Source organism: Agaricicola taiwanensis (assembly GCF_014635245.1).
Classification (GTDB): Bacteria; Pseudomonadota; Alphaproteobacteria; order Rhizobiales; family Methylopilaceae; genus Agaricicola; species Agaricicola taiwanensis.
Map to the genome: position 1 here is coordinate 93543 of NZ_BMCP01000003.1, position 15674 is coordinate 109216.

12 protein-coding genes are annotated in these 15674 nt (G+C 61.4%); 5 read left to right on the forward strand and 7 right to left on the reverse strand.

The features are described from left to right. Positions 1-25 precede the first annotated feature (25 nt). The gene (locus IEV58_RS13840; RefSeq protein ID WP_229729442.1) at positions 26-1507 is read left to right on the forward strand and encodes a lipopolysaccharide biosynthesis protein; all 1482 of its coding nucleotides are present in this window, start codon (positions 26-28) and stop codon (positions 1505-1507) included. Here the strand turns inward: IEV58_RS13840 and IEV58_RS13845 are convergent. Together IEV58_RS13845 and IEV58_RS13850 are read right to left on the reverse strand one after the other, a co-directional pair. Further along, the gene (locus tag IEV58_RS13845; RefSeq protein ID WP_503826556.1) at positions 1481-2488 is read right to left on the reverse strand and encodes a glycosyltransferase family 2 protein; all 1008 of its coding nucleotides are present in this window, start codon (positions 2486-2488) and stop codon (positions 1481-1483) included. The two genes, IEV58_RS13840 and IEV58_RS13845, sit on opposite strands and share 27 nt — an antisense overlap. Before the next feature lie 54 nt (positions 2489-2542). After that, a complete protein-coding gene (locus tag IEV58_RS13850; RefSeq protein WP_188410393.1) occupies positions 2543-3499 on the reverse strand; it encodes a glycosyltransferase family 2 protein in 957 nt (318 codons plus the stop codon). A gap of 133 nt (positions 3500-3632) precedes the next feature. Here IEV58_RS13850 and IEV58_RS13855 point away from each other — a divergent pair, with 133 nt between their 5' ends. From IEV58_RS13855 to IEV58_RS13870, 4 genes are all read left to right on the forward strand, one after another. Beyond that, positions 3633-5120: a lipopolysaccharide biosynthesis protein gene (locus IEV58_RS13855; protein ID WP_188410394.1), complete on the forward strand. Its 1488-nt coding sequence runs from the start codon at positions 3633-3635 to the stop codon at positions 5118-5120. 4 nt (positions 5121-5124) lie between these two features. Further along, on the forward strand, positions 5125-6162 hold the full coding sequence (locus IEV58_RS13860; RefSeq protein WP_188410395.1) for a glycosyltransferase family protein: 1038 nt from the start codon (positions 5125-5127) through the stop codon (positions 6160-6162). Positions 6163-6356: 194 nt separating this feature from the next. Beyond that, a complete protein-coding gene (locus IEV58_RS13865; protein ID WP_188410396.1) occupies positions 6357-6602 on the forward strand; it encodes a hypothetical protein in 246 nt (81 codons plus the stop codon). A gap of 20 nt (positions 6603-6622) precedes the next feature. Continuing rightward, positions 6623-6835 carry a hypothetical protein gene (locus tag IEV58_RS13870; RefSeq protein WP_188410397.1) on the forward strand — a complete coding sequence of 71 codons (213 nt, stop codon included), beginning with the start codon at positions 6623-6625 and terminating at the stop codon, positions 6833-6835. A gap of 105 nt (positions 6836-6940) precedes the next feature. On the opposite strand, the gene IEV58_RS13875 is transcribed toward IEV58_RS13870, so the two are convergent. The 5 genes from IEV58_RS13875 to IEV58_RS13895 form a co-directional block, all read right to left on the reverse strand. Then, on the reverse strand, positions 6941-9049 hold the full coding sequence (locus IEV58_RS13875; protein ID WP_188410398.1) for a right-handed parallel beta-helix repeat-containing protein: 2109 nt from the start codon (positions 9047-9049) through the stop codon (positions 6941-6943). Positions 9050-9554: 505 nt separating this feature from the next. Continuing rightward, positions 9555-11579: a right-handed parallel beta-helix repeat-containing protein gene (locus IEV58_RS13880; protein WP_229729443.1), complete on the reverse strand. Its 2025-nt coding sequence runs from the start codon at positions 11577-11579 to the stop codon at positions 9555-9557. Between the two features lie 271 nt (positions 11580-11850). After that, complete coding sequence (locus IEV58_RS13885) at positions 11851-14091, reverse strand: xanthine dehydrogenase family protein molybdopterin-binding subunit (protein WP_188410400.1); 2241 nt, start codon at positions 14089-14091, stop codon at positions 11851-11853. A gap of 11 nt (positions 14092-14102) precedes the next feature. Continuing rightward, a complete protein-coding gene (locus tag IEV58_RS13890) occupies positions 14103-15119 on the reverse strand; it encodes an FAD binding domain-containing protein (RefSeq protein WP_188410401.1) in 1017 nt (338 codons plus the stop codon). Continuing rightward, a complete protein-coding gene (locus tag IEV58_RS13895; protein WP_188410402.1) occupies positions 15116-15631 on the reverse strand; it encodes a (2Fe-2S)-binding protein in 516 nt (171 codons plus the stop codon). The genes IEV58_RS13890 and IEV58_RS13895 overlap by 4 nt, the downstream gene beginning before the upstream one ends. Positions 15632-15674: the final 43 nt, after the last annotated feature.

Sequence of the window (15674 nt, forward strand, 5' to 3'; positions counted from 1 at the left end):
ACAACGATATGATGAAAGGCTGCCGATGGCCGGCGTGAAGAAGAAATTCGCGGTGGGATCGCTCTGGTTTTTTCTGGGCCAGGGTGTCTCCAACATCGCGAGCTTCATCATCTTTGCGATCCTCGCCCGCCTGCTTGGGCCGGTCGATTTCGGCATCGTGGCTTTCGCCAGCGTCTTCATCGAGCTCAGCCGGTCGGTCGCCCTGGCGGGACTTCCCACGGCGCTGATCAAGGACAAGGTCTGGGATGAAGACGCCGCCTCGACCGCCTTCTGGGGCAATATCGGTTTCTCCATTGTGCTGGCTCTCGCCGTTGGAGGAGGGCTGGGCTACGCCCTGACCGGCACTTATGGTGAGAATCTCGATGTTATCCTTGCGGCGCTTTCGGTCTCCCTTGTCATCGATGCGATGCGCGCAACACACGAGGCGAAGCTCCAGCGCGACTTCCAGTTCAAGAATCTGGCCAAGCGAACCGCCCTTGCCACCACAGGCGCCGGGATCATCGGCGTCCTGCTGGCCTTCGCGGGCTTCGGCGTCTGGGCGCTGGTGATCAACCGGATCGCCAATTCAGTGATCCAGACGATCATCATCTGGCAGGCGACGCCATGGAGGCCACGCTGGACGTTCCATCGCGACAAGTTCGTCGCCATGTTCAAGTTCGGCATTCATCTCGGTGCTTCGGCTGTTTTCGGTCAGATAAACCGCCGCGTGCCCGAGCTTCTGGCCGGCCTGATCATCAGCCCGGTCGCGGTGGGCTTCTACAAGGTCGGCGGCCGGATGGTGAACATCCTGTTCGATCTCACCATCACGCCCATGCAGCGGACCGCCATTGCCGGCTTCTCCCGCCTTGAGGGAGAGGAGGCGCTGGTGCGGGGCTATCGCGGTGTTACCCGCGCCGTATCGCTGGTCGCTTTCCCCGCCTTCTATGGCATGGCCGCGCTTGGGCGTGATCTGGTCATCCTTCTTTTTGGAGAGCGGTGGGCGGAGAGCGGCGTGATCATGTCGGCGCTCGCTCTGTTCGGCGGCGCCGCGGCCGTCAGCTATTTCGTCCAGCCGCTGCTGGCTGCCGCCGGCAAGACGCACCTGGCTTCCATGCGCAGCTTGCTGACGCTCCTGTCCAACATAATCGTCTGCCTCTGCACCGCGCCGTTCGGCACGGTCGTGCTCGCCATCGGCTTCGCCGCGCGCGCCTATGTCGGCGTGATCCCGACGCTGACGCTCCTGAAAAAAGCGGTGGGCCTGCCGCCATCGCGGGTGTTGGCCGACGTCTTCCCGACCTTCTTCGCCGCCGTCATCATGGGGCTGACCGTCTATGGGCTGCGCTACTATGTGCTGCAGGATCACGACCGGCTGCTGTCGCTCGCCATGCTCGTGCCGCTGGGCGCGGTCATCTACGCTGCGGTTCTCGCCCTGTTCTTCCGCAAATACATGCGCGTGGTCTGGCAGGACCTGGAGCCGCTGGCCGGACCGGCGCTGGCGAAGTTAAAGGGCCGGCGTCCGGCCGCGTAAGCCTCGCAGCGAACGACGCACAGCGGGCGGCATCATGATCATGGCCAGGAGCGCCATGGACTTGCGGATGTCGCGTGTGGGGTAAAGGTTGCGCATCAGGCCGAAATTGAAGCGCTCGGAGCGGGTGGCGATCCGCGCATAATCATAGATGATATGGTTGTTCAGCCGTTCCAGGAGCCTCTGCTCGTCCGGCGTGCGCGTTGGCAGCAGATCACGAATGATGGTGCAGATGACCGGCCGCATGTTGGCCGACACGGTCTTGGTGACCATGTTCTCGGCTTCGCGGTAATAGGTGGCCCCGATGGCCGGCTTGAAGATCGCATCGCCATAGGCAACCGTCTTCAGCCACAGGGCGATGTCCTGCCCGCGCCGCGCGTTGGGCCCCTCGGGGAACATTCCGACGGCTTCGAGGACGCGGCGGCGAATGACGACGGATGATGTATGAATGGGGCTGCGGCGGGTCTCGAGCCAATCGGTGATATAGGTCTTGAGGTTCAGCCGCTGAACACCCAGCGCGCCTTTGCTGGCAACATAGAGATGAGGATTGCGCCGGCCGTTGTAGTCATCTTCGAAACCGGTGAAGATGCAGGCCACACCTTCATCGGCGCGCGCGGCCTCTGCAGCAATCGTTTCCAGGAAATCCGGCTTCCATTCGTCATCGGCGTCGAGAAAGGCGACCCAGTCGCCTGTGGCGGCACGAATGCCGACATTCCGCGCGCCTCCGGGGCCGGCCGGATCGGCGTCGCGTTCGATGACTTTCAGTTTCGGATGAGACATCTGGCGCAGTATTGCGCGGCTGTTGTCCGTGGATACGTCGTCGACCGCAATGATTTCGGCGGCCGGATAGGTTTGTTCGAAAATCGAATTAAATGAACGCGCCAGATGAGATGCCTTGTTATGTACAGGAACAACGACGGATATGGTCGGGTGTTCATCCTGCGGCATCTGCGACTCCTTAGCAATCCGCTGAAGGATTGCTATAGAAGCAGCTTAAAAGCAAGCGTATACGATAGTCCAATCGAACAAGCTTGGGGCCTATGCGCCATGCCATCCTTCAGGCCGGAAATAAGCGGCGCGCGTGGCGGCCACGGCCATCAGAGCCATGGTGCGGCCGACATCCGGCGTGATGTAGAGTTGCTGCATCATTCTGAGATCGAGCGGCTCGCTGCGCACGGCGATGCGGGCATAATCGAAGATGATGTGATTGTTGAGCCGTTTCAGCAGCCGGCGCTCGCCTTGCGAGCGCTGGGGCAGGAGACGGCGGATCACCTCACAGATGGCAGGAGCACGGTTCGCGGAGACCCGGCCGGTCACCATGTTCTCGGCGTCCCGGTGGTAGACGGCACAAATGGTCGGATCAACCAGGGCGTCGCCGTGAGCCACGCATTTCAGCCACAGGGCGATATCCTCCCCGCGCTGGGCCGTCGGTCCTTCCGGAAACATGCCGACCGCCTCCAAGACCCTTTTGCGGATAACGATCGACGAGGTATGAGCCGGGCACCGTTTGGTGCGCAGCCAGGCCATGATGAAATCTTCCAGATCAAGCCGGTCCGGTCCGCGATATCCATAACGCCGGACGAATTCATGCGGCGTCTTCCGATCGCCATAGCTGTTTTCGAAGCCGGTGAAGATGCAGGAAACATCCTCGTCCGCCTGCGCGATCTGCCGGGCGACCGTTTCCAGGAAATCCGGCTTCCATTCGTCATCGGCGTCAAGGAAGGCGATCCATTCGCCATCGGCGGCGCGAATGCCGGTGTTGCGCGCAAAGCCCGGCCCCTGGTTCGGCGCCGGCCGTTCGATGATCGTCACGTTCGGCCGCGCGAGGCGGCGGAGGATTTCGACGCTGTTGTCGGTGGAGGCATCATCGACAGCGATGATCCGCGCAGGCTGCAGGGTCTGCTTGAAGATGGACCCGAAGCAGCGGTCCAAATGCGCAGCCTTGTTGAAAACGGGCACGACAACGCAAATCTGCGGGATCTTATCCTCGCGCATATGCCACACTCCCCTAGCCCAATGGTCGCTCCCAGACCAACCGAGGAAAAAATATGGCAGGATCGTGCATCTGACCAGATGTCCGTTAAAAGTCTGCTAAACAAAATGGACTAGTTCACTCAGGATTTACCGAATGGCCTATGGCCGCAGGGCGCTCGGCGCAAGTTTCTGGAGCCTCATGACAAATGGGGGCCAGCAGATCATCGGCTTCCTTTTCTTTGTTTTCTTGGCCAGGTTGCTTCCGCCGGAAGATTTCGGCGTCATCGCCATGGCCTTGCTGGTGGTTGATGTCCTGGCGACGATCGGCCGCGTGGGACAGGTGGAAGCCCTCGTCCAGCGGGAGGAAATCGACGATCGTCTCTGCGGCCGCCTGTTCTGGGTGCTGCAGCTCATCGGACTGGCCCTCATGGGGCTGGTCATGCTGGCGGCACCGCCCATCAGCGCCTTTTTCCGGGTGCCGGAGCTTGTCATGGTGCTGGTGGCTCTCGCACCGGTCTGCTGGCTGCAGAATCTCAGCGCCATCCCCGAGGCGCGATTGCGCCGCGATTTCAGATACAAGGAGCTCGCACTGCGCAGCATCGTGGGAATGCTGGTCGGGGGGCTTGCCGGCGTGATCGCGGCGTTCGCCGGCTGGGGCGTCTACGCGCTCGTGGTCCAGCGCCTGACCAATCAGCTCGCGCAGAACGTCCTGTTGTGGGCCTCCGTCAGATGGGTCCCCGCCATTGATTTTCGGCCGCGCACGGGTGACCAGCCGCTCTTCCCGACATTGGCCTTTGGCGCCAAGGTCGCGGTCGCAACCCTTCTCAATACCGCGAACGTCAGGCTGATCGACGTCATGGTCGGCTTCTTCATGGGGCCGGTCGCCCTCGGCTATCTCAGGATCGCGTGGCGCTCCTTCGACTTCATCATGCAGTTCTCGATCATTCCGGTGGTCAACGTCGCGCTGGCGACATTCAGCCGGCTGCGGGACGAGCCGGCGCGGCTGAAGCGAGCCTATCTGAAGATGACGGCTCTGGCCTCGCTCAGCATCTTTCCGATCTGCTTCGGTGTGGGATCCGTCGCGCATGTGGCGCTGCCCATCGTCTTCGGCGAAAGGTGGATGCCGTCGGCCCCTTTGATGCAGGCGCTCAGCCCCATCGCGGTGGCGGCGACGATAAACTATTTCTTCGTGCCGCTGATGACCGCCGTCGGGCATGCCAACTGGGTTCTGCGCCAGGGCCTGTTCCAGCTCGTGCTCAGCATCACATTGACCTACGCCGCGTCGCAGTGGTCCATCTATGCCGTGATTGCCGCGCATGTGGCGCGGGCCACCATCATGGCGCTGCTCAACATGTGGTCGATCCGGCGGGCGGTGGGCATCTCACCGGCCGAGACGCTCAGTGCCATCGCGCCGGCCCTGCTTTCGGCGCTGATCATGGCCGCTTCGGTCTGGGCCAGCTGGATCTGGCTGTTCGACCATGGCGGCACCCTGCTGCATTTGTTTGCCCTGATCGCGGCCGGCGTCGCCGTCTATGCCGGCATCCTGCTCCTCCTCTTCCGTCGTTTCGTCATGGGACTGTGGGATGAGTTCCAGCAGATGCGCCGCGCGCGAAAAACCGGCTCCGGCGCCGTGGCGGAGTGACACCGTGAGGATATTCTTCTTCCAGGCCAAGGACGGGAACTTCGGCGACGACCTCAATGACTGGATATGGCAGGAGCTTTGGCCGGAGCTGCCGCGAGGGCAGGACGATGGCCAGCTCCTGATCGGCATCGGCACGATCCTCGGCATCCCGCTGCCGCCGGGGGACTGGCAGAAGCATGTGATCGGATCCGGCATGGGCTATGGCGAGGTGCCGGTGCGCGACGGGAGCTGGCATGTTCACGCCGTGCGCGGCCCGGTGACGGCTCGCATCTGGGATCTGCCGAAGGAGGCGGTCGCCGGCGATAGCGCCATCCTGCTGCGCCGCCTGCCGGCGTTCCAGAACGCGCCGGAACAGCGCCGCGGCGTCGTTTTCATGCCGCATCTGTCGGTGGTCAATTACGCCAGATGGGACGAGGTCTGCCGCCGGGCCGGCGTCACCTATCTCGACCCTCGCGACGATTCCCGCCGCACCCTGGCCGCCATCAACCAGGCGGAGCTTGTGCTGGCAGACGCCATGCATGCGGCCATCGTGGCGGACAGTTTGCGGGTTCCCTGGCGCCCGCTGATCACCACCGCCGCCATCAGCACGCTGAAATGGATGGATTGGTCACTGGCGGTCGGAGCGGACTACCGGCCGTCCAAGCTCCGGTTCAGCTGCGTCAGCGAATGCCTGACGCATTGGGCAACGCGCCTTGCCGGACGCAGCCACCAGATCGAAATCCCGGCCGACCTGCCGCATGATGAGGCGGTTGCCCTCTTGGCGGCTGAATATCGCGATTACAGATCGCGGAGAGGCAGGATGGGGCGGGCCCTGGACCAAGTCCGGGAATTGTTCTGGCGCGCTGTGCAACGCCCTCTGAGAGCCCTGCGAGACAGTGCGCTGACACGAGCCTGGGACGAGCGGATGATCGATCGCGCGGCGGAGCAGCTACGGCGTCTGGCCTCCGAGCCCGGCCATCTCAGCGACGCCGGGAGACTGGAAGCGGCGACCGAGAAGCTTGAAGCTGCTCTGGCTGAACTGAAAAGTTACCGACAATACTAAAGACGATACCACCCCATGGATGTATAAATTTTTATGTAATTCTTTTTTCAAGATTGATATCAGGCGCTTAATGAATGATGAAGAGGGGTATAATATATCTTTATCTTCTCCGAGAATAAATCATTAGGTTTGTTTATCACCACTTCGTTTATTCCTTGCGGCTAATGTCACCCCATCAACAGGAGTTGACAGACATGCCACAGATTTGGCTGACCTACGAGGAAGCTGGCGACTTGTTCGGATGTGACGCAAGTACTGCGCGCGACCGTGCCATTGCCAGCGGCTATGCCCGCCGCAAATGCAGCGACGGACAGACGCGCATCAAGCTTAGTCTTTCAGCGGCTCATGATTACATGATGGCCTATGCGAACCGTCCGGAGAGCCAGATGCTTCCGGCACATCCCGCGGTACCGCGCGAACGCGATCGCACGCTGAACTGAGCCGGAGCCTCTAGTCCAACATGCTGATTATCCTGGCTGCTGTCGTCGGCGCCGGCTGTGGATTCGTCCTCATGCCGAGTGGCCATTTCATCCTGTCGCTGGTCGTGTCCATGGTCTGTGGCAGCACGCTCGCCTTCTTGGCCGGTTGCGTGATCGCTTATCGCGGGAAACCTCGCCGCCGCGGCGAGGCCGCGCCCATCGAAGCTCTCGCTCGATCGAGAGTTATCTCCTGATATTCGAACGATTTTGAAACCCGGCGCCTCACAGGCGCCGGTTTTCTCATGCATTCGCGCATTAAAGGCCCGCACGACGGCGGGCCTTTTCCTTTTCGTGGCTGCTTACAGGATGGTGGAGGTCACCAGATAGCCGTCGCTGAAGGTGAACTGTTCGACCTGGAAGATGGCATCCTGGCCATCATCGCCCACGAGGTCGCTCACCAGGAAATCGCCGGTGTCGGTGCGGGAGATGCTGTAGTCGGACATCTTGCCGGAGAACACGACGGTGTCGAAGTCTCCGCCGCCGTAGATGGTGTCATTCCCGGCGCCGCCGGTCAGCGTGTCATTGCCGTCGCCGCCATTGATGTAGTCGTCACCGGCATAGCCCTTGATGGCGTCGTTGCCGAAGCTCGCGAAGATCTGGTCCGCGAAGTTGGTGCCTCGGAAGGCGTCGTTCCCGTTGGTGCCGGTCACGGTCACGCCCGCGTCGGCATCATCCGTCGCAAAGACCATCACACCCTTCGTCACGGCTGAGAAGTCGATGTCGGCGCCGCCGGTCATAAAGAACTTCTCGATGCTCGACAGGCTGGTGGCGGAGAAGACGGTCTTGCCGCTGATGGTCAGCGTGTCGGTTCCGGCGCCGCCGTCCACCTTGAGGCTGGTGCCGGAGATTTCCAGCCGGTCGTTGCCGGCGCCGCCATACAGCTTGTCGCCGGTGCCGCCGCGCAGCCAGTCGTTGCCGCCACCGCCGTAGATGATGTCCTTGCCCTCCCCACCGAAGATGATGTCGCTGAGCTCACCGCCGGTTACATTGAGCGTACCGGTGCTTCCGCCATAATAGATCTTCAGCTGCTCCACATTGGTGAAGGCCGACCCATCGGAGAGGACATGCACCTTGGTGATGTAGCTCAGGTCCAGCGAGAGATTGACGGCGGTATCGCCAGCGTCGAGGCGAAGGGTGTCGATGCCCTCGCCGCCGTCGACGAAGAAGGCGCCTTTGCCGGTCGTCATGAAGATCTGGTCATTGCCACCATCGGCCAGAACCAGATCAGCACCGCCTCTGCCGGCGATCTTATTGTTAACATCGCCGCCGTCGAAGATATCGGCGGAGGAGGAGCCCTTCAGGGTTGCGCTCTCTTCGGGGGTAAACACTGCCGGGGGCGGAGCGGCGTCCGGTAGTTCGGAGGATTGAGCGCCCGGACCGACGGATGCGAAATCGAACGATCCCTGGCCGTCGGTCGCATTGCCGATGAACACGATATTCTCGCGATTCCCAACGGCCGCGGTCAGCAGGCCCTTGGTGCGATCGAATACATTGTTCTCGATCAGAATGTCGTGGCTGTTGAAGAGATCCGTCCAGCTCGGACTGCCATTCTCTATGTTTACGACCGTTGGATAATCCGGATTGCCGTGAAGGATGTTGCCCGACACTTCCGATTCAATCGCGCCCAGGATGTTCACCGGGCGTTTGCCGACGCCTTCCACATAGTTGCCGCTGACGGTGATGTTCTTGGCCTCGTAGGTATCAAATCCCGGGCGAAAGAACTTCTGCTCCGTCCAGCCGCCGAGGATGATGCCGTCGACCGCCACGTCGTGGACGTAGTTTCCGGAGATCTCGACATTGGTCGAGCCACCCTTGGCGAAGATCGCCGAGGCGCCGGTGATGCGAGAGACCTCGTTGCCGATAATGGTGGAGTCGTTCACCGCGACGAAGTCGATACCCTGGTCGCCCGAAGCAACAATGTTGTTGTGCAGGATCTGCACGTTGTCAGCCTGGCTGATCTTAATGCCATCATCGCGAGAATTGATAATGGTGTTGTTCGACAGGACGATGTTCTGCACCATGTTTGTGAAGGCGCTGCCGGACTGCGAAAGCTGGATGCCGTTGCTGCCGCCTTCGATGGTGAAGCCATCGATCATGTAGTTGTCCGTGCCTAAGCCTTTGATGACAGGCGCGGTCGCCGACTTGGCTATGATGTGGGCGGCGCCGATCCCGTCAGCCGACACCAGCCAGATCGGCGCGGTATCGGTTCCGGCACTGATCGGCAGCTTCACGTTCTCAACATAGGTTCCCGCGCGCACCATGATGGCTGTGCCGGGATTTGCGCTGCTGACGGCTTGCTGGATTGTGCTGAAAGGGCGATCCTGGCTTCCATCGCCGCCTGCTGCGGCCCCCGCCTGCACCCAGATGGTCGAGGTCGGGGTCATCTTCGTAATGTCGTTGTAGGCCATACTGGCTCCGAGAGAGTTGCGCGCGTGCTGCGGCGCAGGTCCCGGAACTATTGTTCGGGACACGCTATTTTCTCTCTAAAGTTGCTGTGACAATTTTAGAGATAGAGCAGAACGTCTTGGATGCCCAGTAGCGGTTGTATGTTTTAGTCGCTATACAACCTAAGTTTAACTGCGCTAACCTTTACGGTCAGAAGAAGGTTTCTTATGGCAGATTGATAACATCTGCAAGGGTTGGCCGGGATCGGCCAAGTTCCCGATACCGGCTCCGCCCAACAGTCAGTAAGGCTGTCCTAGTTTTTTGGATGTTGGCTTCCGGTTGCGACCTGCCGCCAGAGCGACGCAATTTCCGGTTGTGCCGCGCTCTTTGGAGGCGAGGTAGGGCCCTTGCGTGCCAGTTGTTGCGGAGCGCCGGGAAGGGCGCTCCACAAGAGGTCACGGAGATGTGACGAGATGCACGGTCTGCTCAGGGGGCATGGCCGCAGCCGAGCGGAGGGGAGAACGGCCGTCAGAAGATCGTGGCGGTGGTGAGGTTTCCGTCACTGAAGTGGAATTGCTCGACCTGATAGATTGTGTCGCGGCCATCGGAGCCGTGCAGATCAGTTACGATGATGCCGCCGTTTTTAGCCTTCGAGAAGCTGTAATCGTCCCGCTCGCCGCTGAAGACAACAACGTCTGAGCCACCATTGCCATAGATGGTGTCGTTCCCTTCGCCGCCGGTGAGCACATCCTTGTGGTCGGTGCCACTGATGCGGTCGTTGAAGTCCGTTCCGGTCACCGTCACGCCGGCCTTGGCACCGGTGGTCTTCGAAATCTGGACGCTTTCCTCCAGTGCCGAGAAGTCGACATTGGCGCCTGCGGCCAAATAGATCTTTTCGACGTTGTCGATGCCGTTTTCAGCCACCACAGTCTTGCCGCTGATGGTCAGCTTGTCCGTTCCGCTGCCGCCGTCGACCTTGAAGCCGGACCCGCTGATCTCGAGGCGGTCGTTTCCTGCTCCGCCCATGATCTTGTCGCCGGACCCGCCCTTGAGCCAGTCGTTGCCGCCCGCACCATTGATGGTGTCCTTGGCCTTGCCGCCGAAGATGATGTCCTCCAGCTTGCCGCCGGTCACATCAAGCGTGCCGGAACTGTCGCCGTTATAGACCTTCAGCTTCTCCACGTTGGTGAAGACGGTTCCATCCTCCAGTTTGTGGATCTTGCCTGTGTCGCTGAGGTCGATCGAGATGTCGACCGGCTTCTTTCCATCGTCGATACGCAGTGTGTCGGTTCCGGCGCCACCGTCCACAGCCGCGCCAGTGCCTGTTTTGATGAAGATGTTGTCGTTGCCGCCGGAGGCAACCTTCATCCCGGAGGTGTCAGACGTCTCGGGGGTCTTCGATGTATCCGGGGTCTTTGATGTATCCGGCTTATCGGATGTGTCCGACCCGGAAGATCCGCCGGACACCTTTTCAGGTTCCGCGGGTTCAGGTGCCGGGGAACTCACCTTGCCGTCCTTCGGCCCAACGCTGTCGGTGGAGAAGGAGACCTTGCTGCTGGTCTTGTTGCCGGTAAAGACGACATCGTCGCCGTTGCCCTTCTGAATCGCGAGCAGGCGATCGGAACGGTCGAACACATTGTTCTTGATCAGGACGTCGCGGCTGTAGAACGAGGATGACCAGTTAGGGCTTCCTCGATCAACCCCGATCGCGGTGTAGTAATCGGGATTGGTATGCAGCGTGTTGCCCGAGATTTCGGAATCGACGGCGCCAAGAACATTGACGGGGCGCTTGCCCACATCATCCACATAGTTTCCGCTGACCTTGATGTCCTTCGCTTCGTACTTGTTGAAGCCGGGGCGGAACACGCTCTTGTCCGTCCAACCGCCGAGTATGATGCCGTCGGCCTTGACGTCATGGACATAGTTTCCGGTGATATCGACGTTAGTCGAGCCGCCTTTTGCGAAAACCGCCGAGGATCCCTTGATGTTGGCCACCTCATTGCCGGAGATCTTGGAGTCATTGACCGCGACGAAGTCGATGCCCTGATCGCCGGAACCGGTGATCTCGTTATTGAGGATGCGAACGTTGTCAGCCTGGCTGATCTTGATGCCGTCCTCCTTGGAGGACACGATGGTGTTGTTGGACACCACCACATTCTTCACGATGTTGCTAAAGTCCTTGCCCGACTGGGAGAACTGAATGCCGTTGGTTCCGCCCTTCAGGGTGAAGCCGTCGATCATCACATTGTCGGTGCCCAGTGCCTTGATCACCGGCGCGGACGACGATTTCGCCGTGATCTGCGCCTCGCCAGGGCCATCGGCCGACAAGAGCCAGATGGGCTTGCTGTCCGTGCCGCCGCCAGTGGCGGAGAACCTGATGTTTTCCTTGTAATTGCCCTCACGAACCATGATGGCCGTGCCTGGATCGGCCTTGTTAACGGCCTCCTGAATCGTACCGTAAGGACGGCCTTCCGATCCGTTGCCGTTAGAGGCGCCCGCCTTCACCCATAGTGTCGATGAAGGCTTCATTTTCGTGATGTCGTTGTATGCCATGAGAGCTCCGAGTGATATGCGCGCTTGTCACGCGTCGTTCCGGGAGCCCCTAGAACATACAATCTTTGGTTGTCCAACCTCTGCTGTTTATTCTTTCGTAGTAGTATGTGGTTTAACCGTTGTAGCTCTTGGAATTTTGGCCATTATTAATTTTTTGGATAAAGTCCTTCACCCCGCTCATGTCGCGAGTCGCTCAGGTTGTGCGGTTGTATTGTTCTCATTTTGCCTCGAGTTTTAGCCAATCCTGATCGCGTTGCGAACGGCCGGTGCCTCAATTCTGCAGAACCTTGTCGAGCGTCATTGGAAAGTCTCTGATCCTCTTTCCCGTGGCATGGAAAACAGCATTGGCGACGGCGGCGGCAGTGCCGACGATGCCGATCTCGCCCAGGCCTTTCACACCGATGGGGCTAGCCTTGTCGTCATGCTCCGCGACGAAGATCACCTCGATGTCGTGGATGTCCGCGTTCACCGGCATATGATACTCGGCGATGTTGTGGTTCATGACGCGGCCCAGATGGTGATCGGTCATGGCCTCTTCGTGCAGTGCCATGCCGATGCCCATAACGACACCGCCAAGAATCTGGCTGCGCGCGGTTTTCGGGTTGAGGATACGGCCGGCCGCCGTGGCGCAGACGACGCGGGTGACGCGGATCACGCCCAGTTCTTCATCCACCGCCACTTCGGCGAAAATGGCTGAATGGGTATAGCTGACATATTTCAGCATCTGCAGTTTGTCGGGCGCGGCCTTTCCCTCTTCCTCGATCTCGCCGATCCCGGAGGCCGTCATGATCTCGCCGATACTGATGCCCCGGGAGGGATCAGCCTTCAGTTCCAGGCGGCCGGCATTCAGCCGCACATCCTCGGGTGAGGCATCGGCAAGAGGTGAGCCGGGCAGGCCGGCCGCCTGCTTCAACAGGCTCTTTCTGACTTCGTCGCAGGCCGCCTGGACAGCGGAGCCGGCGGATGCCGCGGTCCAGGAGCCGCCTTCGATGGGAGAGGCGGGCAGGCCGGATTCGCCGATGCGTGCCGTGACGGCTTCCAGCGGCAGGCCGAGGGCGTCGGCGCCGATCTGGGTAAGGATCGTCCAGGTGCCGGTGCCAATGTCGGAGGAGGCGGTTGCAATCTCAAGATGGCCGTTGGCGCTCAGCTTCGCCGTGGCCACGGTCTTCTGCATGCTGGCTTCCCAGACACCGGTCGCCATGCCCCAGCCGATCAGGTCGCGGCCGTCGCGCATGGAGCGAGGCTCGAAGCTGCGCTTGTCCCAACCAAAGGCCGCGGCGCCCTCATCGTAGCAGGCATCCAAAGCCTTGGAGGTCAGCTCCTTGTTGTCGTTCTCATCCCGCGTGGCGAAGTTTATGCGGCGCAATTCCAGGGGATCGATCCTGGCGGCATAGGCCAGTTCGTCCATCGCGCACTCCAGCGCCGTCACGCCGCTCGCCGCACCGGGCGCGCGCATGTCGCAGGGTGTGTAGGTGTTGAGCTTCGCCAACTCATAGGAGAGGCGGACGTTGTCGCAGCGGTAGAGCAGGCCCGACCAATTGACGACGTTCTCCTGATAATCCTCGAAGTGCGAGGTGCCGGCGGTGGCGTCATGCATGACAGCCTGCAATCGCCCTTCCGCATCGCAGGCAAGGCCCACGGTCTGGAGGATCTCGGGCCGGTAGCCGATGTGGAACATCTGATCGCGCGTCAGGCTCACACGAACCGAGCGCTCCAACTCCAGGCTGGCCATCACGGCGAAGAACAGCTGATGCTGCGGGCGCAGGCCCGATCCGAAGGCGCCGCCCACATAGTGGTTGATCACCTCCACATCATCGCTCTTCAGCCCGAAGACGGAGGTCACATAGGACTGGCTGTTCTGCGAGCCCTGGGTCTTTTCATAGAGGGTGAGCTTGCCGTCGCCGCCGCGCACGCAGGTTGTTGCAAAGAGCTCCATCGGGTTGTGGTGCTCGGCGGCGATCCGGTAGGTGTTCGCAAGCTTGACCGGCGCTTGGTCGAAGGCACCCTCGGCATCGCCGCGCGGACTGGGAGGCTTCGGAACACCGCTGCGCTTCTTCGGCGGCTGATAGGAACGCTCGCGCTCCACCAGGAGGTCGGTGCGGTGTTCGTCCGGCTGATAATCGGCATGAACGAGCGTGGCCGCGTCACGCGCGGCCTCATAGCTCTCCGCCACGACCAGTGCGATAGGCTGTCCGTCGAAAACCACCCGGTCGGAATGCAGCGGCCGGAACGGATGGCCCGGAGGCGCGACCTGGTCCCTCCACTTGTAGTCGAGCCAGGCGGCCTTGCCCCGGTTTTCATGCGTGAAGATTTCGACCACACCGGGAAAGGCCTTGGCCTTGTCCGTGTGAATCCTGACGATGCGTCCGGCCGGAATGGAGCTGGAGACAATGGCGCCGTGCAGCAGGCCCGGCGCGTCATATTCGGCTGCGTATTTGGCGCGGCCGGTCACCTTCAGCTGCCCGTCGACACGGCGCGTGGGACGGCCGATGTGGGTGATCAGAGTGTCCATGGCTGCCTCCGTCAGTTGATGCGCTTGTCGGTCTGTCGCTGCGGTGTCCCGGCGGCGGCCTGTTCCAGCGCCCTCACCATGGCGCGGCGGGCAAGATCGATCTTGAAGCTGTTGTGGCCGTAGCCGACCGCTCCCTCCAGAACCTGATCAGCAAAGTCCTGGAAGGCGGCCGCATCGGCCTGCTTGCCCGCGAGATCGGCCTCGGCGAGCCGGTCCCGCCACGGCTTATGGGCGACCCCGCCCATGGCCACCCGGGCCTCCACGATCCTGTCGCCGTCGAGCGTGAGGGCGGCCGCAACGGAGACGAGCGCGAAGGCATAGGAAAGCCGGTCGCGGATCTTCAGGTAGGTGTGGTGGGCACCGAAGCGTGACGGCGGCACTTCCACTGCCGTGATCAGCTCGCCGTGTCTCATGGTGTTGTCGAGCTCGGGCTGATCTCCTGGCAGCCGATGGAAGTCGGCAAAGGGAATGGTCCTGGTGCCACCAGGTCCTGCCACATGAACGGTCGCGTCCAGGGCGGCGAGTGCGACGCACATGTCCGACGGATGGGTGGCGATGCAGGCGTCGCTTGTGCCCAATATGGCGTGGATGCGATTGACGCCGGGGATCGCCGGGCAGCCTGAGCCGGGTTCGCGTTTGTTGCACGGCGTGCAGGCATCGTAGAAATAATAGCATCGGGTGCGCTGCAGGAGGTTGCCGCCCGTGGTTGCGGCATTGCGCAGCTGCGGTGAGGCGCCGGCGAGGATGGCGCTTGAGAGCAGCGGGAAATGCTCTTCCACCCGCGTGTCCCAGGCAAGGGCCGAGTTGGTGACGAGTGCCCCGATCTTGAGCCCGCCTTCAGAGGTTTCCTCGATGGTGTCGAGGGGCAGGCGGTTGATGTCGACGAGGCGCGACGGCTGCGCCACATCATACTTCATGAGGTCGATGAGGTTGGTCCCGCCGGCGACAGCGCGTGCATCGGGAACGGCGGCGATCGCGGCGATCGCGTCATCGATGCTTTCCGCGCGGATATACTCGAAGCGCTTCATGCCACTTTCGCCTTCTGCTGGGATTGTTCCTGCGCCATGACATCTTCGATGGCATCGACGATGTTGGTGTAGGCGCCGCAGCGGCAGATGTTGCCGCTCATGTGCTCGCGGATTTCCTCACGGCTGTGGGCACGGTCCTCGGCGAGCAGGCCTGCCGCCGAGCAGATCTGGCCGGGGGTGCAGTACCCGCATTGGAAGGCGTCGCGCTCGATGAAGGCCTCCTGCAGGGGATGCAGGCTGTCATCCTTGGCAAGGCCCTCGATGGTGGTGACCTCGGCACCATCGCGCATCACCGCGAAGACGAGGCAGGAGTTGATGCGCCTCCCGTCGATCAGCACGGTGCAGGCACCGCACTGGCCATGATCGCAGCCCTTCTTGGTGCCGGTGAGGTGGAGATGATCCCGCAGGAGATCGAGGAGGGTGGTCCAGGGCGAGACATGGAGTTCGAGGCGATCGCCGTTGATCGTCATGACGATCGGCACATCGCCTTGCTGCAGGTTTCGGCTGCTCATCAGGCCTCTCCGATGGAATGTTTCTAAAACAACAGCCCAAGGC

What these genes read in the sequence shown, in the direction of transcription:
- IEV58_RS13850 (WP_188410393.1), bottom strand. Translation starts at nt 3,499, where the DNA reads ATGCGCGAGGATAAGATCCCGCAGATTTGCGTTGTCGTGCCCGTTTTC.
- IEV58_RS13870 (WP_188410397.1), top strand. Translation starts at nt 6,623, where the DNA reads ATGCTGATTATCCTGGCTGCTGTCGTCGGCGCCGGCTGTGGATTCGTC.
- IEV58_RS13865 (WP_188410396.1), top strand. Translation starts at nt 6,357, where the DNA reads ATGCCACAGATTTGGCTGACCTACGAGGAAGCTGGCGACTTGTTCGGA.
- IEV58_RS13840 (WP_229729442.1), top strand. Translation starts at nt 26, where the DNA reads ATGGCCGGCGTGAAGAAGAAATTCGCGGTGGGATCGCTCTGGTTTTTT.
- IEV58_RS13895 (WP_188410402.1), bottom strand. Translation starts at nt 15,631, where the DNA reads ATGAGCAGCCGAAACCTGCAGCAAGGCGATGTGCCGATCGTCATGACG.
- IEV58_RS13855 (WP_188410394.1), top strand. Translation starts at nt 3,633, where the DNA reads ATGGCCTATGGCCGCAGGGCGCTCGGCGCAAGTTTCTGGAGCCTCATG.
- IEV58_RS13875 (WP_188410398.1), bottom strand. Translation starts at nt 9,049, where the DNA reads ATGGCCTACAACGACATTACGAAGATGACCCCGACCTCGACCATCTGG.
- IEV58_RS13890 (WP_188410401.1), bottom strand. Translation starts at nt 15,119, where the DNA reads ATGAAGCGCTTCGAGTATATCCGCGCGGAAAGCATCGATGACGCGATC.
- IEV58_RS13880 (WP_229729443.1), bottom strand. Translation starts at nt 11,579, where the DNA reads ATGGCATACAACGACATCACGAAAATGAAGCCTTCATCGACACTATGG.
- IEV58_RS13885 (WP_188410400.1), bottom strand. Translation starts at nt 14,091, where the DNA reads ATGGACACTCTGATCACCCACATCGGCCGTCCCACGCGCCGTGTCGAC.